General features: G+C 33.6%; 23 protein-coding genes. 3 read left to right on the top strand and 20 right to left on the bottom strand.

The window, feature by feature from the left end; all coding sequences use genetic code 11:
* The first annotated feature begins 116 nt into the window (after nucleotides 1-116).
* The 3 genes from GXM16_RS18680 (at nucleotide 117) to GXM16_RS18670 (ending at nucleotide 3253) form a co-directional block, all read left to right on the top strand.
* Nucleotides 117-1091, top strand: a complete 975-nt coding sequence (locus GXM16_RS18680) for a Gfo/Idh/MocA family protein (RefSeq protein WP_163396013.1) — start codon at nucleotides 117-119, stop codon at nucleotides 1089-1091.
* A 97-nt stretch (nucleotides 1092-1188) separates the two neighbouring features.
* Nucleotides 1189-2724, top strand: a complete 1536-nt coding sequence (locus GXM16_RS18675) for a YifB family Mg chelatase-like AAA ATPase (RefSeq protein WP_163396012.1) — start codon at nucleotides 1189-1191, stop codon at nucleotides 2722-2724.
* Nucleotides 2725-2959: 235 nt separating this feature from the next.
* Nucleotides 2960-3253 carry a hypothetical protein gene (locus GXM16_RS18670; protein WP_163396011.1) on the top strand — a complete coding sequence of 98 codons (294 nt, stop codon included), beginning with the start codon at nucleotides 2960-2962 and terminating at the stop codon, nucleotides 3251-3253.
* Nucleotides 3254-3379: 126 nt separating this feature from the next.
* Here GXM16_RS18670 and GXM16_RS18665 read toward each other — a convergent pair whose 3' ends face one another.
* The 20 genes from GXM16_RS18665 to GXM16_RS18575 form a co-directional block, all read right to left on the bottom strand.
* Nucleotides 3380-4648, bottom strand: coding sequence for an MFS transporter (locus GXM16_RS18665; protein ID WP_163396010.1), 1269 nt, complete (start codon nucleotides 4646-4648; stop codon nucleotides 3380-3382).
* A 6-nt stretch (nucleotides 4649-4654) separates the two neighbouring features.
* A complete protein-coding gene (locus tag GXM16_RS18660; RefSeq protein WP_163396009.1) occupies nucleotides 4655-4882 on the bottom strand; it encodes a hypothetical protein in 228 nt (75 codons plus the stop codon).
* A gap of 12 nt (nucleotides 4883-4894) precedes the next feature.
* On the bottom strand, nucleotides 4895-5485 hold the full coding sequence (locus GXM16_RS18655; RefSeq protein WP_163396008.1) for a TetR/AcrR family transcriptional regulator: 591 nt from the start codon (nucleotides 5483-5485) through the stop codon (nucleotides 4895-4897).
* 166 nt (nucleotides 5486-5651) lie between these two features.
* Entirely contained in the window at nucleotides 5652-7874 is a 2223-nt protein-coding gene (locus tag GXM16_RS18650; protein WP_163396007.1) for an NADP-dependent isocitrate dehydrogenase, read from the bottom strand.
* Between the two features lie 278 nt (nucleotides 7875-8152).
* On the bottom strand, nucleotides 8153-8503 hold the full coding sequence (rplS, locus tag GXM16_RS18645) for a 50S ribosomal protein L19 (protein ID WP_163396006.1): 351 nt from the start codon (nucleotides 8501-8503) through the stop codon (nucleotides 8153-8155).
* Nucleotides 8504-8680: 177 nt separating this feature from the next.
* Nucleotides 8681-9355, bottom strand: a complete 675-nt coding sequence (gene trmD / locus GXM16_RS18640) for a tRNA (guanosine(37)-N1)-methyltransferase TrmD (protein ID WP_163396005.1) — start codon at nucleotides 9353-9355, stop codon at nucleotides 8681-8683.
* A 117-nt stretch (nucleotides 9356-9472) separates the two neighbouring features.
* Nucleotides 9473-10135 (bottom strand): thiamine diphosphokinase, encoded by a 663-nt coding sequence (locus GXM16_RS18635; protein WP_163396004.1) that lies wholly within the window; start codon nucleotides 10133-10135, stop codon nucleotides 9473-9475.
* A gap of 75 nt (nucleotides 10136-10210) precedes the next feature.
* Nucleotides 10211-10657: a DUF1572 family protein gene (locus GXM16_RS18630; RefSeq protein WP_163396003.1), complete on the bottom strand. Its 447-nt coding sequence runs from the start codon at nucleotides 10655-10657 to the stop codon at nucleotides 10211-10213.
* Between the two features lie 3 nt (nucleotides 10658-10660).
* Nucleotides 10661-11140: a GyrI-like domain-containing protein gene (locus tag GXM16_RS18625; RefSeq protein WP_163396002.1), complete on the bottom strand. Its 480-nt coding sequence runs from the start codon at nucleotides 11138-11140 to the stop codon at nucleotides 10661-10663.
* 11 nt (nucleotides 11141-11151) lie between these two features.
* Entirely contained in the window at nucleotides 11152-11967 is an 816-nt protein-coding gene (locus GXM16_RS18620) for a DUF4249 domain-containing protein (protein WP_163396001.1), read from the bottom strand.
* A 33-nt stretch (nucleotides 11968-12000) separates the two neighbouring features.
* A complete protein-coding gene (locus GXM16_RS18615; protein WP_163396000.1) occupies nucleotides 12001-14379 on the bottom strand; it encodes a TonB-dependent receptor in 2379 nt (792 codons plus the stop codon).
* A 199-nt stretch (nucleotides 14380-14578) separates the two neighbouring features.
* Nucleotides 14579-15082, bottom strand: coding sequence for an SRPBCC family protein (locus GXM16_RS18610; protein ID WP_163395999.1), 504 nt, complete (start codon nucleotides 15080-15082; stop codon nucleotides 14579-14581).
* A complete protein-coding gene (locus tag GXM16_RS18605; RefSeq protein WP_163395998.1) occupies nucleotides 15072-15398 on the bottom strand; it encodes an ArsR/SmtB family transcription factor in 327 nt (108 codons plus the stop codon). The genes GXM16_RS18610 and GXM16_RS18605 overlap by 11 nt, the downstream gene beginning before the upstream one ends.
* Before the next feature lie 141 nt (nucleotides 15399-15539).
* Complete coding sequence (locus GXM16_RS18600) at nucleotides 15540-16721, bottom strand: hypothetical protein (RefSeq protein WP_163395997.1); 1182 nt, start codon at nucleotides 16719-16721, stop codon at nucleotides 15540-15542.
* 437 nt (nucleotides 16722-17158) lie between these two features.
* Complete coding sequence (locus GXM16_RS18595; protein ID WP_163395996.1) at nucleotides 17159-17353, bottom strand: hypothetical protein; 195 nt, start codon at nucleotides 17351-17353, stop codon at nucleotides 17159-17161.
* Between the two features lie 2 nt (nucleotides 17354-17355).
* Nucleotides 17356-18222, bottom strand: coding sequence for an alpha/beta hydrolase (locus GXM16_RS18590; RefSeq protein WP_163395995.1), 867 nt, complete (start codon nucleotides 18220-18222; stop codon nucleotides 17356-17358).
* A 180-nt stretch (nucleotides 18223-18402) separates the two neighbouring features.
* Complete coding sequence (locus tag GXM16_RS18585) at nucleotides 18403-18852, bottom strand: hypothetical protein (RefSeq protein ID WP_163395994.1); 450 nt, start codon at nucleotides 18850-18852, stop codon at nucleotides 18403-18405.
* A gap of 172 nt (nucleotides 18853-19024) precedes the next feature.
* Nucleotides 19025-19993 (bottom strand): phosphatase PAP2 family protein, encoded by a 969-nt coding sequence (locus tag GXM16_RS18580; RefSeq protein WP_163395993.1) that lies wholly within the window; start codon nucleotides 19991-19993, stop codon nucleotides 19025-19027.
* Nucleotides 19994-20659: 666 nt separating this feature from the next.
* Nucleotides 20660-20971, bottom strand: a complete 312-nt coding sequence (locus GXM16_RS23015; RefSeq protein WP_373285438.1) for a 3-keto-disaccharide hydrolase — start codon at nucleotides 20969-20971, stop codon at nucleotides 20660-20662.
* Complete coding sequence (locus GXM16_RS18575; RefSeq protein WP_262892360.1) at nucleotides 20881-21453, bottom strand: 3-keto-disaccharide hydrolase; 573 nt, start codon at nucleotides 21451-21453, stop codon at nucleotides 20881-20883. Before GXM16_RS18575 ends, GXM16_RS23015 begins: the two co-directional genes overlap by 91 nt.
* Nucleotides 21454-21534: the final 81 nt, after the last annotated feature.

Genomic DNA, 21534 nt, shown 5'->3' with positions numbered 1-21534 from the left:
ATTTTTAATAAATATAATATGTAAGAAATTGAACATAGTCTACAAAAAACATATCTATTATTTAATTAGGTTGATTTATCTTTGATTGTTTAACATTTTTATAATTATAATTCAAGATGAATAAAGATCAAAAAATAAGATGGGGCATTATTGGATTAGGAAATATTGCTAATCAGTTTGCTTCCGATTTAGAATTAATTGAGGAAGCCGAATTATATGCTGTTGCTTCAAGAGACATCGCTAAAGCAAATGATTTTGCAAAAAAATATGATTGCAATAAATTTTACGGATCATACAATGATCTTTTTTTAGATGACAGTGTTGATATCGTTTATATAGCAACACCTCACGATTCTCACGCAGAATTATCAATTCTGGCAATGAAAAACGGAAAACATGTATTATGCGAAAAGCCTTTATCGTTATCCCATTATGATGCTGTACAAATGATTAAAGCGTCAAAAAAATACAATAAATTTTTCATGGAAGCTTTTTGGACGCGATTTATTCCATCAATTCGTGAACTGCTGTCTAAAGTAAAAAATAACGAAATAGGAAATATCAAATATCTTAAAGCTGATTTTGCTTATTATAATAGTGAATTAGGAATTAGACTGACAGACAAAAAATTAGGTGGCGGAGCTCTTTATGACATTGGGGTTTATCCATTATTTCTCTCCTATATTATACTTGGAATTCCGGAAGAGATCCTTGCAAAATCAACTTTTCATACAACAGGAGTCGATTTACAGACTACTATGATTTTACAATATCAGTCAGCTCAGTCAGTTTTACACGCCGGTTTGGTTTCTGCTTCTGATATGAAAGCCACCATTAGCGGCACTAACGGAAGAATTGACATTGACTCCCCTTGGTTTATGACAGAAGGATATTCTATTATTGAAAATGAACAGGAAGAAAATTTTAAGATTCCAAATATTGGAAAAGGCTATGCACATGAAGCAATTGAATGCCATAACTGCATAAAAAATAATCAAATCGAAAGTCAACTGTGGTCACATCAGAACAGTTTAGAGTTAAGCAGCATTGTCGAAGAAGTAAAAAATCAGATCGGTTTAAAATTTGATTAGATTCAGATAAAAATTTATTATTGTAATACTTTATTTATTAAAATATTTTATTATTTTGCTAAAGCTAAATAAATATTTACAATTAATAAATTAATTCATGCTCATAAAGGTTTTTGGAAGTGCAGTTTTTGGAGTTGAAGCCACCACTATAACTGTTGAAGTTAATACGGATAAAGGTATTGGTTATCATTTAGTAGGCCTGCCAGATAATGCTATAAAAGAAAGCAGTTATCGTATAGCTGCGGCTCTTAAAAATAATGGTTATGCTATGCCGGGCAAAAAGATAACAATAAATATGGCGCCCGCGGATTTGCGTAAAGAAGGTTCCGCTTATGATTTAACCTTAGCAATTGGAATTCTAGTAGCTTCAGACCAGATAAAGGCTGCCGAAATTGATCAATATATTATTATGGGGGAACTTTCATTGGATGGAAGCTTACAATCTATAAATGGTGCGCTCTCAATTGCCATTAAAGCTAAAGAAGAAGGCTATAAAGGCTTTTTTCTTCCAAAGCAAAATGTAAAAGAAGCTGCTATTGTTGCAGGACTGGACGTTTACGGAGTTGAAAATGTTCAGGAAGTCATCGATTTCTTTGAAGGAAAAGGAACTTTGGAACCTACAGTCATTGATACACGTGCTGAGTTTTATAAAACCTTAGATTTTCCAGAGTTTGATTTTTCTGATGTTAGAGGCCAGGAAAGCATTAAACGCTGCATGGAAATTGCTGCTGCCGGAGGACATAATATTATTCTGATTGGTCCTCCAGGGGCAGGAAAAACAATGTTAGCAAAACGCTTGCCTAGCATTTTACCCCCAATGACCCTGAGAGAAGCACTTGAAACTACAAAAATTCATAGCGTTGCAGGCAAATTAAAAGAGGTTGGTTTAATGAATCAAAGACCTTTTCGAAGTCCACATCATACAATTTCGAATGTTGCCCTTGTTGGAGGAGGAAGTTATCCTCAGCCGGGAGAAATCTCAATGGCACACAACGGTGTCTTATTTCTGGATGAATTACCGGAATTTAAAAGAGATGTTTTAGAGGTAATGCGTCAGCCTCTCGAAGACCGGGAAGTTACAATTTCAAGAGCTAAGTTTACAGTCACTTACCCTTCTTCTTTTATGCTGGTGGCAAGTATGAATCCGAGTCCAAGTGGATTTTTTAATGATCCTTCGATGCCTAACACTTCATCTCCACATGAAATGCAGCGCTATATGAGTAAAATTTCAGGCCCTTTATTAGATCGAATTGATATTCATATAGAAGTAACACCGGTACCTTTTGAAAAATTATCAGATGATAATAAATCCGAGAGCAGTGCCTCTATCAGACAAAGAGTAACTTCAGCCCGTGAAGTTCAGTCTGTCCGGTTTGAACAATTGGCTAATATTCATTACAATGCACAAATGAGTAGCAAATTAATACGGGAATATTGTGTTCTTGACGAACAATCAAAAGAATTATTGAAAACGGCCATGGAGCGACTGAATCTTTCAGCAAGGGCTTATGATCGCATTTTAAAAGTCGCCAGAACTATTGTCGACTTAGATGCCGCTCCTCAAATAGCTCCATCGCATATTGCGGAAGCAATACAGTATCGTAGTCTGGATCGTGATGGTTGGTTGGGGTAAGAAAATTAAGAGTTTAAAAATATATATATATCAAAAGTCACTTCTTTACCTAAGTGACTTTCTTATTATGACCTAAGTTATAAATCCGTGTACACAATAAAAATCCAATTAAAAATTCAAACTAATTTATTAAATAGACAATTTTACAGCAGTACTATTTCAAATAGATTTTATATAATTGGAGAAAACTCATAGAGATTGTATTTTTGTGTAAAATATTTAAACAACCAATAAAATGAAAAACAGAATAGAAATTGATGGCACCAATGATGACATTTGGAATTTTGACGGAGCAAGAGCAAATTGGAATATATCAACACTTACAGCAATAAAAAACAATCTCAAACTTGGTGATATTTGTACAATAAAACTGCCAACTTATAATATTGATAATATTGCCAATAATGTTATAGCCTGTTTTAAGTATTTTATTGTAGATTTTGCTGAGAATTTTACCTACGAAATTAACAACAATATAATTGATTTAAAGAGAGTTAATAATAAGGAATATTATAAAATAGATATCTAAAATTATATCAATTAAAAAAGGCCAGACCTATGACCTGATATAGATCAAAAAAAAAATTGTTGAATTGTAAAGATTGTAAAAAAAGACAACTCAAAATATGGGCTTAAAATACAATGTTTATATTTCTTAAACTTCATGAATAGTCGAAATAGACATTGTGGCTTCTCCAGTCTTTCTTTTTATCAGCTTGCTTACACGGTGCATGAGTAATATTGCTACAATTGAAATGGCAATAATTACAATCCCTAATGTGTTATAATGTTCCAATGGACTAAATTTATCCTTTTGCACTACAATTGTTCCTGCAAAAGCAGCCGCTATTCCACCGGCAATTTGTTGAAGTGAAGAGTTAATACTCATAAAAGCACCTCTGTCTTTCATAGCTGGTATTGAAGTTACTAATGCTGTTGAAGGAACCATACGCCCCATTACCCCCATCATCATAAGTACATTAAAAATAACAACCAGCCAAAGCGGGTTTTCCCTAAGATTCGTATAAACACCAACCATCACAACTGTCCACGCAGAAGCGTAAACAAATATTCTGAATTTATCTATTTTATCACTTAGCTTACCTATAACCGGCATTATCACCAAAGTAGACAAACCAGCAATCATAAATACAATTGGTAATTCTTCTTGTGTGATTTTTAAATTATTAATAGCAAAAGCGCTCCCAAAGGGCATCATCATAAACCCTCCTATTGAAAGTAAAGCTGTAGCGGTAAACCCAATCCTGTATTCTTTTTTACGAATGGTATGCAGTAAGTGAGTAAAAGCCGATTTATCTTCCTGAAGGCCGAGGTGCTCTTTAATTGGTTTTAATTTCATAGCAATTAGAGCTGCTATTATTGCTGCCATTCCTGCAACCCATAAAAATGGTGCGTGCCAGCCCCATGCATTCGCCAGATATAATCCAATCGGGATTCCAAGAATCTGACTTGCCCCAAAACCCATTTGAAGAAATCCCATCACACGGCCACGTTGCTGTAATGCAAATAAATCTGCTACAATTGCCATTGAAATTGAACCTATTACACCTCCAAACAAACCTGTAACTATTCTGGCAGCAACAAGTAAAGGGTAGGAATTTACAACACCACATAAAATAGTACCACCAATAAAACCTATATAAAAGAATAGTAATAACTTTTTTCGGTCGAATTTATCTGCAAAACCGGCGGTAAGAAGTCCTGAAATTCCTGCACTAAAAGCATATGCTGAAACTACTAAACCAAAATGTGTGGGCTTTAAATCTAAATCTTTCATTAGAATATCTCCTAATGGAGACATCACCATAAAATCGAGAATGACAGTAAATTGAGTAATTGCTAATATAAATACCGCAAATTTTTGATAACCTGTAAAAGGTATCGTTTGATTCTGTTCTTTCATTTTATTTTAGTCTAATGGTGTGCAATTAAAGTTGTTTTGATGAAGAATATTGATTATCTGTTCTTCGGATAATATTTCACTTACGATGCGCAAAACACAATCAACATCTTCCTGATCAATATTCCATTCCTGAATTTCTGAAATATCATTAAGTGTTCGACTTATTATTTTTTTGTCGTTATCAGTTCTAATGTTGGTTGCAAATACCAATATATTATTCAGAGTATCTTCCATGACAATATCAATTTATGGCGTTAGTGCTTTAATTACTAATTCAAATGCCTCATCCATTTTTTCTTTGGTGAGTTTAAATGGTGTATCTCCAAAACTTTTTCCTTCATTTTCAAAACGCAGTAAAGCGTACAAAGGCCCATAAGCTACACTCCAGAATACTTCAATTGAAACTGGGAGCAGCTCTTTCTTTTCAAATGCATTTTCTACAAAACTCCACATTGTTTTTTTGAAATTAGCAAGACTTTCTTCCAGCATATCATCCCGATAACTGGAATGGCTTAAAGCTTCCCAACAAGCAACTTTTAAAGGATTTTTTAATGCAAATCTTGCCCTGTTTTCCCACTGTTTTCGTAAGCCTTCTTTAAAAGACATTGTCGGGGAAAAATCCTTTACCATTTCACTAAAAAACGTTTGCCCAATTTCTGTCCCGATTTTCTTTATCAAATCTTCTTTATCTGAATAATAAATATATAATGTCGCTACAGAAACTCCACTTTCTTTTGCTAGCCGATTCATTCCGAAGCCCTCTATTCCATACTTCACCAGCATCTCTATAGCTTTCTGTTTAACCAGTTCTTCTTTATTAATATCTCTTGTCCGCATTTTATATGAAGTTCAATAATGCAAAGATATTAAATATAAATGAATGTTCGCTTATTTATAGCTTTTTTTCTAAATTGATTATGGGAGTGTAGGTAACAAATAAACAAAAAAAAGACAACCATTTCTGGTTGTCTTTTCAATATATAATTAAGATTGCTTTAATTAATTATGCAATTTTAGCAATAATAGCATTGAAAGTTTCACTAGGACGCATTGCTTTGCTAACTAATTCAGGAGTTGGCTGGTAGTAACCGCCAATATTCTGAGCTTTACCTTGTGCACCAATTAATTCTGCATCGATTTTAGCTTCGTTAGCTTCAAATTCAGCAGCGATTGGAGTGAAGATTGCTTTTAATTCAGCATCTTTTGTCTGGGCAGCTAAAGCCTGGGCCCAATAGAAAGCAAGGTAAAAGTGAGAACCACGGTTATCAATCTGACCTACTTTGCGGGCAGGAGATTTATCATTAGCTAAAAATTTATCATTAGCCTGATCTAAAGTTTCAGATAAAACGATAGCTTTAGCATTGTCTAAAGTCTGACCTAAGTGCTCTAATGAAGCACCAAGGGCTAAAAATTCCCCTAACGAATCCCAACGTAAGTATCCTTCTTCTGTAAATTGCTCAACGTGCTTAGGAGCAGAACCTCCGGCACCTGTTTCAAACAATCCGCCACCGTTCATTAAAGGAACAATGGATAACATTTTTGCAGAAGTTCCTAATTCTAAGATTGGGAATAAATCTGTTAAGTAGTCACGTAAAACATTTCCGGTTACAGAAATTGTATCTAAACCTTTAATGATTCTGTCTAAAGTAAATTCAGTAGCAGCAACAGGGTTTAAAATGCGGATATCCAAGTTTGCAGTATCGTAATCTTTAAGATATTTTTGAACTTTTACGATCAGTTCTCTGTCGTGTGCCCTGTTTTCGTCTAACCAGAAAACTGCAGGAGTATCAGATAAACGAGCTCTGTTTACAGCTAGTTTAACCCAGTCCTGAATAGGAGCATCTTTAGCCTGACACATTCTGAAAATATCATTCGTTTCAACGTTTTGTTCCATTAAAACATTTCCGTTTTGGGCAACAACACGAACAACTCCCTCCCCTTTCATTTGGAAAGTTTTATCGTGAGATCCGTATTCTTCAGCTTTTTGAGCCATTAAACCTACGTTAGGAACACTTCCCATTGTTTTAGGATCAAAAGCTCCGTGTTTTTTACAGAAATCAATTGTTGCAGTATAAACTCCTGCATAACATCTGTCCGGAATAACAGCAAATGTATCTTGTTGTTTTCCTTCTTTGTTCCACATTTGACCAGAAGTACGGATCATTGCCGGCATAGAAGCATCAACAATTACATCTGAAGGAACGTGTAAATTTGTAATTCCTTTTTCAGAATTAACCATTGCAAGAGCAGGACCGTTTTCAATAGCTTGCGCAATAGCAGCTTCAACCTCAGCCTGCTCAGGTCTTCCGGCAATTTTTGCATAGATATCACCTAAACCATTTCTGGTATCAACATTTAATTCAGCGAATAAAGATTCGTATTTTTTAAAAAGGTCAGCAAAATATACTTCAACGATAGCACCAAAGATAATTGGATCTGAAACTTTCATCATAGTCGCTTTTAAGTGTACAGAAAGTAATACTCCTGCAGCTTTAGCTTCAGCAATTGCATCAGCAGCAAAAGCTTTTAATTTATTTACACTTAAAACAGAGCTATCTATAATTTCACCTGCTTTTAACGGAGTACTTGCTTTAAGAATAGTAGCTGTACCGTCTTTAGCAACAAATTCAATTTTTACATCATTAGCTTCTGCAACAGTAAGAGATTTTTCACTTCCGTAAAAATCACCACCTGACATAGAAGCAACCTTCGTTTTAGAGTCAGCAGACCAGGCACCCATAGAGTGAGGGTTTGCTTTTGCAAAGTTTTTAACCGCTCTTGGTGCTCTACGGTCAGAATTTCCTTCACGTAAAACAGGGTTTACAGCAGAACCTAATACTTTTGCATATTTAGCTTTAATTTCCTTTTCAGCATCATTTTGAGGATCTTCAGGAAAATTTGGCACATTATATCCGTGAGACTGCAACTCAGCAATAGCCGCTTTTAATTGCGGCACAGATGCAGAAACGTTTGGCAATTTAATAATGTTAGCTTCCGGCTGAGTAGCCAATTGACCTAATTCAGCCAAAGCATCTCCTGTTTTTTGAGCATCTGTTAAAGATTCAGGAAAATTAGATAAAATTCTTCCTGCCAAAGAGATATCTCTGGTTTCAATTGCGATACCCGCTGTAGCCGTGAAAGCCTGAACGATAGGTAATAAAGAGTAAGTCGCTAATAATGGCGCCTCATCAGTTAAGGTGTAAAAAATTTTTGATTTCTGTGTCATTTTTTTTTTTTTATAATCGTATCGCCATAGAATGACGATGTGAAAGGTATATTCGGCTCAAAATGAGCGGAGCAAATATAGTAAAAACAGTGCGAAAACGGTTTAGTTTTCAAGAGAAATCCTGAAATTAACAGATTGCCATTTCGCAGACTTTAAATTATTAAATCAATGATTTTTACAGTAAAAAATTATGGTATTGGCATTTCAAAAAACAGCCTCAAAAAAAAACTCGTTTCAAATTATCTGAAACGAGTTTTTTATAACAAAGAGATAAATGATTATCTTCTTTTATCTTTAATCTTAGCTTTTTTACCAGTAAGATCTCTGAAGTAGAAAATTCTTGCTCTACGTACAGCACCTTTCTTGTTGATTTCAATTTTTTGTAAAGCTGGTAAGTTCACAGGGAAGATACGCTCAACACCAACTGATCCAGACATTTTACGAATAGTAAAAGTTTCTGTGTTACCAGAACCTCTTCTTTGAATAACAACTCCTTTAAAAAACTGAGTTCTTGTTTTTTCACCCTCTTTAATTTCGTAGAAAACTGTGATAGTATCTCCAGCTCCAAAATCAGGGAAATCTTTTTTAGCAACGAATTCGTTTTGAACGAATTTTAATAAATCTGCCATGATAATTTAAATTATGGTTTTTATAATAAAGCAACATACACGGATTTCGCCAGAGGTTGGTCTAATTTGGGTGCAAATGTATATAAAAAAAACAAAACTCCAAACAAAAACAAATTCCAAATTCCATTTTTTTAACTAACTGATTAATTGGGATTTGGAATTTTAAAAATTTAGAATTTATTCCAGTAAATCCGGGCGTCTGTTTTTTGTATGTTCATACGCCATATCCTCACGCCATTTGTCAATTTTGGCTGCATGACCGCTGGTTAAAACTTCAGGAACTTTCCATCCTTTATAATCTGCGGGTCTCGTATATATAGGACCAGAAAGCAGATTATCCTGAAAACTATCTGTCAATGCCGAAGTTTCGTCACTTAAAACCCCTGGTATCAATCTGATTAATGCATCAGATAAAACCAACGCTCCTAATTCACCTCCGGATAAAACATAATCGCCGATTGAAATTTCTTTGGTAATAAAGTGATCCCGGACACGCTGGTCTACACCTTTATAATGTCCGCATAAAATAATGATATTTTCATACATCGACATGGTATTAGCCATTTTTTGATTCAGAGTTTCACCATCGGGAGACATATAAATGATTTCATCGTATTCTCGCTGGCTTTTCAAGTGTGCAATACAGTCGTCAATGGGCTGAACGGTCATTACCATTCCGGCGCCTCCTCCAAAAGGATAATCATCAACGCTTTTTTGTTTATTGGTAGTATAATCGCGTAAATTATGAAAATGAACTTCAACCAGACCTTTATCAATGGCACGTTTCATAATCGAAGCCTCAAAAGGGCTTTTTAATAATTCCGGCAAAATCGTAATAATATCAATTCGCATTTTATGTATTCAATAGTTCTGAGCAGCAAAGATACAAGTAAATAGTTTCATCAAATTCAATTTCAATGTCAAAATTCAATTTCAATATCAACTTTAAAAATAAATCTAAAACAAGAATCAATCAATACATTCCATAAGCAACAAGTCACCGCTTTTGTGAGTAATAGTAACTATTCCGTCTTTTGCAACGGAATTACTGCTTCCGGTTCTGTAGCCCATAGTCAGGGTATCATTTTGTAGCGCATATTCTAAATTAGTTGAATCAATTCCGTTTACAACACCAATAGGAATCAGGGAAATTGGCGTTTTTGCTGTGTACCATTTTTCGAATCTATTGGGAAGTAAAAATATTTTAGAATGATCGTCCAGAATTACAATTTTTAGCAAATTACGGTAGCGAACAATATTGGTAAGATTTGTAATAGTATGATCTGCACGTTTTCCAGTTGCCCAAACAACGTTTACAGCGGGGATTTTCCTCTCGATCAGGTAATCAAAAGCTTTCTCCAAATCGGTTTTGTCCTGATCGGGCGTATAAACAATTTCTATTGGATATTGTGCTATTTTGTAGATTTCAGGATCAAAACCTCTATCAAAATCCCCTAAAAGCACATCAACTTTAATTCCTAAATCAATTACACGTTCAATTGCCGAATCGAGTACGACAACGAGCGGTGACCATTCGAGCAGTTGCCCTAATAACTCAGAACTACATGCAGCTCCGTTCGCAATAATTAATGCAGGCTCCTGATCGTCGCGAACTATATGATGTGATGACATGCTGAGTTTTTTTTGGATGCAAAGGTACAGCTACTATTTTATATTTCAAATTTCAGTTTTGTAATCTTTACAGAATCAAAAATCCAGCAATCTCCGGTGATAATTGATTTGTCCCAAGTGATAGGTTAAATGTGTGGAAAGATGAACTAAAAAAAAGCCCGTTACTTCTTCTCTTTCTAAAAATTCCGATGGATAAATAGCTTCTAAATCGGCCGCAGTTAAAATATCCAGAGTATCATTTACCATCAAAATTGTTTTCTCTATTTTACTGATTAACTCAGCTTTCAAAACATCTTTTGCCGAAAATTCCAAAGGACGATTACGAATATAACCTGTTTTTCCAAGTGCAGCACCTATATAAGTATTGAGATTACCAATTAAATGCAGACAAAGATTTCCTGCAGAATTAGCAATATTTTTATCGACAATCCAAAGCTGACTTTCAGTTTGATAGGATTCAATTTCTTCTTTTAATTTATTGAGATCCCGATTAAAAAGCGATCTTAGAATTTCTGTCAGCATAATTTAGACTTTATTTTTTATAGGAATCCAAATTTCCTCTGAATTTGGATTATCTCTTTGGTAATTCTCAGACATAACAGCAAAATGAGGCCTGTCATCAACCTTGAATTCAGAAGCCGGAAGCCATTCTGTATAAATAAAACGATAAGTCTTGTCTCCTTCTGTTGCAGGTCCCTTATGAACAAAAACGGCATACAGGCCTCCGGGAATTATTAAAGTTTCCATATCTGCTGGAATTTCATTGTAATCAGAAACTTCCATGGCAGCCCATTTTTCAAAGGTCTTTTTAGCATCAAAATGATCGAAATATCCAATCGGAAAAACTTCAAGTGAATATAAATTAGAATCAATTGAATTTTTAATTTCTTTCCGCTCAGGCATAAAACTGCTCCATAACTGAAATGTTTTATTTTCAACGAACGACATTGTTATGTGTTTACCAATAAGTTTTTTCTCAGTTAAGATTTCAATCCTTGCGTCCATTTTTAACTAAATTATTTAACTGTGTATTTTTTTGAAACAATTTCACTAAGCGAAAAATAACCTAACGGATAATTACTTTTATCGGTTGTGTTGATAATATTGCCTCTTACAGTTGCGGGAGGAGTTTGAAAAGGCCCACCAATATTGCTGCCCGCAATACTTACTAATATATTCATGTAATTATAATATTGCTTTGAAATCCCATAATGTGTTATTTCGACTTCGTCTCCTGCCTTTAAATCTTCATCATCAGAAACGCTGAAAAATTCATTCCCCTGATAAAACTCATCTTTGTCTGCATAGTAAGTTGAAGTAATTTTATTTGAATACACATATCTGTATAAATAATAATTATCTATATCTGCCGGATCAGTATAGTAAGCCCTGACTACAATACCGGCAAGTTCACCGGCATAATCTTGTGTTACACCTGTTATTGGAGTTACTGATTTTAGTGTTTCACTCGCTGTATAGGTATTTCCGTTACTGATTACAGTCAAGGTGTAATTTTCATCGATAACCGGTTTAAAATTATTACACACATATCTGCCTGAATTAGGCACTTCTGTAAAATTAAATTGCTGATTAGCACTGTTTTTAACATACACAACAGCCCCTGTAACTATTGGGATTTCACCTTCGAAATAACCTGTTGTAGTTGTCAGCTTTATTGTCTGCTGGGCTCCGGACGTTCCTTTTCTCCAATTCATAGCTGCTTCTACTACTAATTTTGGAGCGGAAGTTTCTAAATCAACATCAACTACTTCTTCACATCCTGTAAAGAACAAGGATACAAAAAACACTATTGATAAGATTACTTTTTTCATTCTATATATTTTATTTCTCATTGCTGAAAGGATTTAAAATTTAAAATTATAGGTAATTGCCGGGACAATCCCGAAAATCGATGTTCTTATCGCTTCATTATTTCCTGTATCAGCATTTTGACGGAAGTTGATTGAAGCTGCATTTTGTCGATTATACAAATTATATATACTAAAAACCCATTCTCCTTTCCACTTTCTGTTTTCATTTTTCTCCAGAGATAATGTAGCTGAAACATCCAAATGGTGATAAGCTGGCAGGCGATTTTCATTTCGTAATCCATAACCGGGAACAGTTATCCCTAAATACTCATACTGACTATTTGGATACGAAACCGGCTGCCCTGACTGCAGAATAAAATTAGCTCCGAATGACCATCTTTGATTTAATTTATAAGCTGAAGTAACAGCGAGATTATGTAGTTTATCGTAAGCAGAATTATACCATTGTCCGTTATTTATTCCTGTTTCTTCAGGTGTTCTGCCCGGAGTTTGCTGTTCTGATTTTGAAAGTGTATAAGAAATCCAACCGTTGAATTTTCCCTGGTTTTTCTTCAGCATAATCTCAAGTCCATAAGAACGCATCTGTCCATTTAAAATTACCTGCTCAATTGCATTATTAGCAATAAGATCAGCCCCGTCAATATAATCCAGCCTGTTTTTGACTTTTTTATAATAAACCTCTGTTTCTAATGAGTAGGCTCCGTTATTAAAATTTCTAAAATAACCTAAAGCTACCTGATCAGCAATTTGTGGCTTAATATAATTATCGCTTGGCATCCAGATATCAAGCGGTGTTGGAGACGAAGTATTCGAAATTAACTGCAGATATTGCGCCATTCTGTTATAACTGGCTTTTATTGCCTGGTCATCATTAAGCTGATACGAAATAGAAAATCTCGGCTCAAAATTATTATAGCTTTCAATGACTTTATTTTTATTGTAATATTTGGTACCTAGTGGTGTTCCCTTTTCATAAATCTGCATCTCAGGATTAAAGACAACTGCTTTATTATTCTCATACAAATTAATTGTAGAAGCTCCCAGACGGTAAAACATACTAAATCTTAAACCGCCATAAACCGTTACTCTTTTTGAAAGCTGACTTTCTGAGCCAATGTAAGATGAAACTGCAAGTGCATATTTTTCATCCAATTGTTTCGGATTAATTGTAAATTCATCACTTAAAGGCTTTATTATTCCGGGATTAAACTCATAATAAATTCCATTTACACCATAACCCAATTTGAATTTATCTGAAATATAATTCTCAAAATCATATTTAAGAGTATAATTTTTAATTCCGGAATTCCATTTAAAACCTACAAAATTTAAATCAAGCCCGTAATAATAATCACTATAGATTAAAGATAAATTTGCAAATAATTTATCTGAATACAAATGACTCCAACGTAAATTTAATGTTGAATTTCCATAAGTATTCATGAAAATTTCATTTAATTTAAAGACATCACGACCAAAATAACCCGACAAAAACAAGCTGTTGTTCTCGCTCAGTTTGTAACTTAACTTGGTATTCAGGTCATAAAAATAAGCCGCATTGTTTTTTTGATCTTCTGATAATTTTAAAAATAAATGAGCATAAGAAGTTCTCCCTGCTACTAAAAACGAACCTTTATTTTTTACGATTGGCCCTTCGGCGAGAAATCTACTGGAAATCAAACCTATACCGCCGCTGAGATGAAATTCTTTACTATTTCCGTCTTTCTGATAAATATCTAAAACCGAAGACACTCTGCCACCATAACGCGCCGGAATTCCTCCCTTATATAATTTTAAATTCTTAACAGCATCAGGATTAAAAACAGAAAAGAAACCAAAAACATGTGAAGAATTAAATATAGTCGCTTCGTCTAATAAAATTAAATTCTGATCAGCGCCTCCTCCCCTTACATTAAAACCTGAAGCTCCTTCTCCACCATTTGTAACTCCCGGCAACAGTAAAATAGATTTTAAAACATCGACTTCACCAAATACTACAGGCATTTTTTTGATGGATGAAACAGAAAGTCTATTTACACTCATTTCAGGTGACTTAATATTAGACTTATGCCTAACCTCCTGAATAACAACCTCCTGAAGTTCTTCACTATTTTCACTCAGGGATAAGTTGTCTCTAGTATTCTCTTCTAAGGATATTATTTTTTCAACTTCCTTATATCCTAAATTCTTTATTTTTAATCGATAATCACCCGGTGGAAGTGTTAGCGAATAGAACCCAAATTTGTTGGTGTAAGTTCCAATTTTCAAAGATGGAATGTAAACATGGACCCCTATTAGTTTTTCATTACTGCTAAAGTCGGTAATAGTTCCACTCAATGTGAATTTTTCCTGAGAAAATGAAATTAAAGTAATGAGAAAAACAGCAACTGTGGTGATTTTTTTTGTCATCATATTCTGTATTTAATATACTTTATTGAACTAACAAAGATAGATTTTAGAAATCATTTTCTTTGCCTCAAAAAATTTAATTTTGTGTTCAATTCATTTTTTGATCCGATTTAAAGCTCAAAACTCATAAAAAAACCTCTACAGCAAATTAGCTGTAGAGATTTTCTCTTTACATTGTTTGAATATTAAAATTAATTCCTGTTTACCTTTGTTCTGATTCAAAAATTGTATCCAAACCTTCCATCGCGATCGTAAAACCTTCCTTGAATCCCATTTCAATAATCATTTCTAAATCAGAAAGTTTATCGTGTTTGATTGCAACATCAACAAATGTAGCACTGCCCTGCTCTGTAAAAGTCACATTCCAGTCTGAACGAGGAAAATCTGTATTCAAATTTCCTTCACTGTCACTGAAAGCATCAAGATACTTAAAATTTGTTTTTGGACTAATCGAAGTATAATCAGCTATTGCCCAATGTTCTTCTCCTTCAGGCCCAACCATGGCATATAATCTTTGGCCCCCTACTTTAAAATCCATATTTTTTGTTCTGGATTTCCATGGAGCAGGCGCCCACCATTTATCCAATAATTCAGGTTCTGTCCATGCAGCCCATACATTTGAAATTGGAGCCCTGAATTCGCGTTTCACATTTACTGTGCTATTTTCTTTATCTACTGTAAAATTCATTAAAAGATTAGTTTTCATTTTCTTTCGTTTTTAAATTAATTAATACCTGATCCAGCTGATTGAAACGATTTGCCCAAATTTGTTTAAATTGTTCCAGCCATTGGTCTATTTCTTTCATCTTATCGATTTTAAGCTGATAATATATTTCTCTTCCTGTTTTTCTTTCTTCTAACAGTTCACATTCATTAAGTATTTTAATGTGTTTGGAAACTGCCTGGCGAGTTACATTAAATTTTTCAGCTATAGCATTTGGCGTCAATGCAGAAGAAGAAATTAATACCAAAATAGCTCTGCGGGTTGGATCGGCAATAGCCTGAAAAATATCTCGTTTCATCATATCATGATTTTAATTTGCAATCAATCAGTTGCAAATATACGCAACTTTTTGGTTTCGCGTTGCATTCATTTACTTTTTTAATCAAAAAAAATCCTATTTACCAGGAGATAAATAGGATTGTAAATTTTTTCATGTTTCTTATCTGAATCTGTTTCGAATGATAATGTTTTTGAATTTAGCTTTTAGGTCTTCCCCTGTATCAAAAACCATTTGCTCGTTGTTTGGAAAAGGTACCGCACGTTTATTAAAATAGCCCAAATAGCTTTCATCACAAGCATTTTTATCTCCTCGATAAGTCGAATAAACGTTTTCGAAAATATATTCGCTTGCCACGGGAAATGACTGTAGTAACTTATTGCTTTTTAAATCTACATAATCTACCTTAGCAGCTACCTGGCACGCTTTAAACTGCCTGAATTCGAAAATCCTGATTGTAATCTTTTTAAAATTATCAATTTTTATCGGACGGCCTAAACTGTCTTTAACAGGTTTGCCTCTGCTGTCTAAAAGCGTTTTAACACCATCCTTAATTTCTTTTTCTTTAATAAATTCCTTTTCTTTAATCTGCTCTGGTGAGATGTGAATTTCCCTGAAGTTTAAAATCAGGCTATAATCATAATTAATATTTTTTTGTCTGGTGTTATGATAAACAGTCCATTTATCGTTTAATCCATAATCGCTAAAATCCAGCAAATCGTCCTGCAATTGTTTCGGAATAACCATATTCGTTTCGTTAGCAGCATAAACATTTACAAAATCAGTCCCTTTCAACTGAGCATCATTTATTAATTTCTTTGCATTTTTATAATTTGGATTAATGCTTTCTATGTAAACTAAATCATCATATGCCTTTCTTGAATCGAGTTTATTAGGCGACTTTAAAAGGACTTGTGCATTTTCATACAAAAACTTAGACAAGGCATTTTTACTGTTTATAATCTGATCCGAATAATTATCAAAAAGAAATTGCGCACTTTTTCCCTGCTTCAATAACTGAAGAGGCAGTATAGGCCTGATTTTTTCCTGACGATTATTTAACTGCACATAAGTGTTGTAGATAAGCTCCAGATTAGCAGGATTTTTTTCTTTTTCCAGCATTTCGAGATTTCTCAAATCCCTGTCTTTTGCTTTGGCAAAAGCTTCTTCGAGCAAATACACGTAATCTTGTTTTCCTTTGGAATCCCTGTTCGTTTTTAATGCCTCAACAGCACGGTTTATCGCTGCATCATAATTACCATCACTGATGAGTGATTGTGTGGTTTTTACACCACATGAAAACATCAAAAAAAAGATAGAAATCAATAAAGTATTTTTTTGCATAGGTATCATTTTGAAGGTGTAAATATATCTTTTTTAACTTTCAACAACTATGCCTTTTAATTTTTTATTTCTATGAGCATCTAAATTCGTTTTCAAAATAACGTCTTGTCCCGCTCTTACCTAAATCTTTTACAGCGAACCCCGCTGTAAAAGGATATCGGCTCGATCGGGGCTAGTGTAGACCTTTTGTTTTTTAATTTTATTATTTTTTTAATACCATTTCACGGATACTAATTTATCGGATTCTAATATTGATAAATCACTTTTTTATATTTTACCAAATACTTTTTAAGCTCCTCAATTCCATAATTGTCTTTCAACCAAAAAGGTAATTCTTCAACACTTTTATTCCAATTTTTCAAAACGTGATTAACTATTAATTCTAACTCTCTTTTGATTTCGGGATTCAGCCTTTTTAGTATTCTCCCGGCATTTTTTTAATCTGTATAAATAGAATAAGTTCTTTCTTCACTTTTAAAAATCTGAATGATTCTTTCAACAATTACCTCATCTTCCATTTTTGTCAAAATTTGAATTAATCGTCGAATTCGTAAATCTCCTATTTTATCTACCATATCAACCGATTTAAAAAACTCATCTTTAAGATCTTCAGCTGTTATTGGAAATTTCATTTTTATTTTTGAGCTTGAGGATAGAAAAACCGAAAAGAATTTGAAACAGCGGGATGCAGAATAGTAGCGTGATTCTCCCCTGGCAGGTAATCAAAAAAGACTTTTATATTTTTATTTTTTGATGCTTTTATTTTTTCTGCCAACAGATTCGCATCTACCTCCATGACTCTAGGAATTTCGGTTGGTGTGAGTCCTTCTTTTCCAACAGCAATATAAATCTCGGTTGGTTGTTTGAAACCTTCCTTAAAAATTTCAGAATCCTGATTCAGCATTGATCCATTGTCCCACCATAGACTTGGGCTTACAATTACATATCTATTAAAAAGTGAAGGCTTTTTTAGTAAAATTTCAGTCTCTAACAATCCGCCTAAAGATTGCCCAATTATGGTTTTTGATTCGGTGGTTTTATATTTTTTATCAATAAAAGGCTGTAATTCTTTCTCGATAAAAGCAATGAATTTATCTGAATGTCCTGCGGTTGGAAAACGCTTTTTATCTGTTTCAATAGTTGTTAAAAAAGTAAAATCCCTTCTTCTGTCAACAGTTGCAATTCCTACAACAATTGATTTGGGAACCTGATTAATCCATTCAAAGCTATTAAATTGCACTAAACCACAAATATGAATAAAATCTTCATCGGCAGACCCATCCAGCAAATAAATTACAGGATATTTTGTTGCATCATCAGGTTTATAGCCCTCTGGAAGATATACATTTAAAATTCTTGTTTCACCCAATTCTTTCGATTGAACTTGATCAATAACACCTAAAACAAAAGGTTTGGCAGCTTCAGCCGGTTGTAACTTTCTTTTTTGGCTGAAACTTATTGTACTAAATACTAATAGAATAAGGATAAAAAATTTATTCATTTGATTTTAAAATTTTATTTGAATTCTTTTGATTTTTCTTTCTTTTTCAGGATCCTGTTAAGATTTATTTAGTCTGTAAAATTTCAATAATAAAGTTATTTCATAACAATTTGTTTTTATATCAACTTTCTTAACTTTCACCTTATACATAATACATAATCTCGCAAAAAATCATACTAATTACTTTAAAATCGCCTCTATCTTAGCTTCTGATTTTTCTCTTACTGGACTGTCCGGATGAAAACTCCAGATGATGAGATATTTTCCTTTTACAAGATATTCCTCTGGATGTTCATCTGTTGGCTGTCCGCCTTTTCCCCACAACAACCCCTGTAGAAACCGCTCACCTTTAAACACGTGTTCAAATTCAAAATACATGATTGATCCGCTATCCGGTCTGCTTTTAAAACTTTGCATTGTTTTACTTTTAACGGTTCCGACAATGTTGCTGTATGTTTCAATATCGTTGTAAAAAGTACATGCCTGGACAGAAACACAGTTGTTGCCGTCACTCAGGGTATAGCCTTTCGGAATTTCTTTGGTTTTTAATTTTAAATCATTAATCGTCTGGCTGAATAAATTAGTAGTTAGTAACAATAATAATACCGACAGGGGAATCATAATTTTCATGGTTTCAGTTTTGCTTTATAACAGGTACAAAAAAATTCAATATATATTTCAACTGAATTTTATAAATGCTAAAATAGTATTTTATTTGAATTAACTGAATTTCATTTTGTCCAAAAAAATAAAAATCCCATGCCTTTTAGGGAATGGGACAAATCTGAAATAACTTACAATCTTAAAAACTTCCAACAAAATGAAGTCCAACCATAGAATTTGAAATTTGAGGAATCAATTGCTTGTGCATGGTGAATTTTTTAGGTTTTTCGTTAAAACCACCGGATTCTCTTTTAGCTATTTGCTTACGACTGCTAATTACTATAGATCGCCCTATTATCGTACCTACTAACCCGCCTACTAATAAGTCGGAAACCCAATGTTCATGAGCTTTTATATTTGACAGGAATACTGCAGTTACAAATGTATAAGGTATCCAATAATTGTTGTATTCCATTTGAAATACTTTGGCAACAGCAAAATAAGCGGTAACATGAAAAGAAGGAAATGATGTGCCTCCATTAGGTCCGGATAAAAAGTGAACCTTATTATAATTTCCAAAATCCCATGGATTTCTTGTAAAGGGTTCTTCAACCGGATTATTATCATTTAATCTTCTATGAGGCCTGTTTCTTGATGTTATGGTTTTTAGGACTAACTGGGTAATAACGTATGAATACGCTAAAGATTTCATAGCATTAGTAGCAACAACCTGTCCTTTTTTGTTATTAATGATTAAGGATCCTGCATACAATCCAATGATTGGGTAAAGAATATAAGAGCCATCTTGTGTCACATAAGGAATTCGGTCTTTAGGGTCAAGATCTGGCAGACTATAATCAATATTAGGTTCTATATGATCATGCAAAAAACCAGTAGTTTGTTTATCAACAGCTATCAAACCAATTATTCCTGCAGTATAAAGAGCTGTTCTTTTCCAATCACTTGATACGTTGTGCCCCATTGCCGAAAAATCACCGGGAACACTAAGAAAACTATCGGCAATGACCGAGCCTGCAACTTTGAACCGATTTTCTTTTTTTATTGTCTGTTTAAGGGTGTCATTCTGATTTTGTATCATTAAGCTGTCAATCTGAGAAAAACAGGTCATTGAAAATAGACCAAAAAAAATCATACTGTAGAATTTCATAGTATATCAATTTAAATTAAATTTTATTTCAGCGTATATGGAGTTTATTAAAATGTAAATCATTGGCCGTAATCTTCAGGCTATAAAAAAGATACTATAAAAATTCAAAATTTGTGAAAATCAGACCACCCAATATAGCGAAAAATTATCTTACAATTTTACACTTTAGATTATAATTTTTACAAAAATCACATGTTATAGAGGAAAAATACTACCAGAATTGTTTTTTTAGTCCTATATTAAATCAGAAATTATAGTAGTTTTCCGTATGAAGATTAATTGCCACCTTTAACAGTACAGATGATGAAATAACAAATCAGCATAAAAACCATGTAATCATTTTTCTCGTAAATAACTTATTATCAACTTAATATTTTAAAATCATGATTCATAAACATCACCAAATAAGAGAAAGACATGAATTTGAATTATTACAAAATCATGCGATATCAGACCGCGAAAAGCATAAGAAAATAATACTTCTGAGTATTGGACTAATCATTCTTTCATTATGTTTGCTATTTATAGTTTGGAGTTATGTATTTTCGATACATAGTTTTGTCTTAAAATAAAAAAACATTCATCTTAAGCCAATACTTTAGCAGTAAAAAAGCAAAATTATCATTCTTCAACTAATGTTTATCTTTTTATAAACACGAAAGGAGATTAATTACGCTTTTGGGACAAGTCTTTTATTTCAATATTTCTGAAATCAACAGGCTGTCCTTCACTTTGCAATGCAATAAAACCATTCTTTAATAACTTGCCATCCTTTTTAATGGCGGGATCAAAACGATTTACCACGCCTCCTCCGATCTGAGGTTTTGAATATTGCAGAACGGTTTCTCCATCAATGATATGCGTTATGAGTGAATCACCCAAAACAATTATTTCTGCTTTGACCCATTGGTCGCCATCATAAGTTTTCGATTTAGAATCGATACAGTGCCGTTCATCAACTTTTCCTTCATATACCACTTTGGTACCCGGAAACACATATTACCGGTAGGACGTGGTTTCCCGTCTCCCAGCCCTCCTAAAAATTGAAACTCAATTGAAATTGGCCAATCTTGTTCCTTAGGCATAGTTCTCGGATCTTGTGAATGAAACATGACACCGCTATTACGCAATGTATAGCCCGGTGCGCCTTTTTGAAGTTGTCCCACAAAGCGATATTCCAGTTTGAGGTGATAATAAGAAAACGGAACTTTATAATACAAGTGTCCGAACTGATCGTTAAAATCTCCATATTTGTCATAGCGTACCTTTATGATACCGTCTTCTGCTTTGAATGTATCTCCAAAATTTTCGCCAATATCATGGTGGTGGATTTTTATAAACCAATCATTGAGATCTTTACCGTTAAAGAGTTTAACCCATTCATTTTCTTTTGAAGGTTTTGTCGCTATACAGCCATTTATTACCAGCAATACCAAAATCGAAATCGAAATTATTCGCATACTATATAGATCTTAATTATAGATAAAAATAACATTTTTTATTAATGTTATAAAGGCTGTTTTTTCTAATCCTACTCAATA

The organism is Flavobacterium limi, from assembly GCF_010645075.1.
In the GTDB taxonomy this organism is placed as follows: Bacteria; Bacteroidota; Bacteroidia; order Flavobacteriales; family Flavobacteriaceae; genus Flavobacterium; species Flavobacterium limi.
Note: the sequence above shows the minus strand (reverse complement) of the source record. Positions and strands in the feature narration are given on the sequence as shown.

Excerpts from the sequence above, each read along its gene's own strand:
- GXM16_RS18575 (WP_262892360.1), bottom strand. The coding sequence starts at position 21,453 with ATGCGAATAATTTCGATTTCGATTTTGGTATTGCTGGTAATAAATGGC.
- GXM16_RS18625 (WP_163396002.1), bottom strand. The coding sequence starts at position 11,140 with ATGGACGCAAGGATTGAAATCTTAACTGAGAAAAAACTTATTGGTAAA.
- GXM16_RS18655 (WP_163396008.1), bottom strand. The coding sequence starts at position 5,485 with ATGCGGACAAGAGATATTAATAAAGAAGAACTGGTTAAACAGAAAGCT.
- GXM16_RS18615 (WP_163396000.1), bottom strand. The coding sequence starts at position 14,379 with ATGATGACAAAAAAAATCACCACAGTTGCTGTTTTTCTCATTACTTTA.
- GXM16_RS18670 (WP_163396011.1), top strand. The coding sequence starts at position 2,960 with ATGAAAAACAGAATAGAAATTGATGGCACCAATGATGACATTTGGAAT.
- GXM16_RS18610 (WP_163395999.1), bottom strand. The coding sequence starts at position 15,082 with ATGAAAACTAATCTTTTAATGAATTTTACAGTAGATAAAGAAAATAGC.
- GXM16_RS18590 (WP_163395995.1), bottom strand. The coding sequence starts at position 18,222 with ATGAATAAATTTTTTATCCTTATTCTATTAGTATTTAGTACAATAAGT.
- GXM16_RS18605 (WP_163395998.1), bottom strand. The coding sequence starts at position 15,398 with ATGAAACGAGATATTTTTCAGGCTATTGCCGATCCAACCCGCAGAGCT.
- GXM16_RS18585 (WP_163395994.1), bottom strand. The coding sequence starts at position 18,852 with ATGAAAATTATGATTCCCCTGTCGGTATTATTATTGTTACTAACTACT.
- GXM16_RS18635 (WP_163396004.1), bottom strand. The coding sequence starts at position 10,135 with ATGTCATCACATCATATAGTTCGCGACGATCAGGAGCCTGCATTAATT.
- rplS (WP_163396006.1), bottom strand. The coding sequence starts at position 8,503 with ATGGCAGATTTATTAAAATTCGTTCAAAACGAATTCGTTGCTAAAAAA.
- GXM16_RS18680 (WP_163396013.1), top strand. The coding sequence starts at position 117 with ATGAATAAAGATCAAAAAATAAGATGGGGCATTATTGGATTAGGAAAT.
- GXM16_RS18600 (WP_163395997.1), bottom strand. The coding sequence starts at position 16,721 with ATGCAAAAAAATACTTTATTGATTTCTATCTTTTTTTTGATGTTTTCA.
- GXM16_RS18630 (WP_163396003.1), bottom strand. The coding sequence starts at position 10,657 with ATGCTGACAGAAATTCTAAGATCGCTTTTTAATCGGGATCTCAATAAA.
- GXM16_RS18660 (WP_163396009.1), bottom strand. The coding sequence starts at position 4,882 with ATGGAAGATACTCTGAATAATATATTGGTATTTGCAACCAACATTAGA.
- GXM16_RS18675 (WP_163396012.1), top strand. The coding sequence starts at position 1,189 with ATGCTCATAAAGGTTTTTGGAAGTGCAGTTTTTGGAGTTGAAGCCACC.
- GXM16_RS18580 (WP_163395993.1), bottom strand. The coding sequence starts at position 19,993 with ATGAAATTCTACAGTATGATTTTTTTTGGTCTATTTTCAATGACCTGT.
- GXM16_RS18620 (WP_163396001.1), bottom strand. The coding sequence starts at position 11,967 with ATGAAAAAAGTAATCTTATCAATAGTGTTTTTTGTATCCTTGTTCTTT.
- GXM16_RS18665 (WP_163396010.1), bottom strand. The coding sequence starts at position 4,648 with ATGAAAGAACAGAATCAAACGATACCTTTTACAGGTTATCAAAAATTT.
- trmD (WP_163396005.1), bottom strand. The coding sequence starts at position 9,355 with ATGCGAATTGATATTATTACGATTTTGCCGGAATTATTAAAAAGCCCT.
- GXM16_RS18595 (WP_163395996.1), bottom strand. The coding sequence starts at position 17,353 with ATGAAATTTCCAATAACAGCTGAAGATCTTAAAGATGAGTTTTTTAAA.
- GXM16_RS18650 (WP_163396007.1), bottom strand. The coding sequence starts at position 7,874 with ATGACACAGAAATCAAAAATTTTTTACACCTTAACTGATGAGGCGCCA.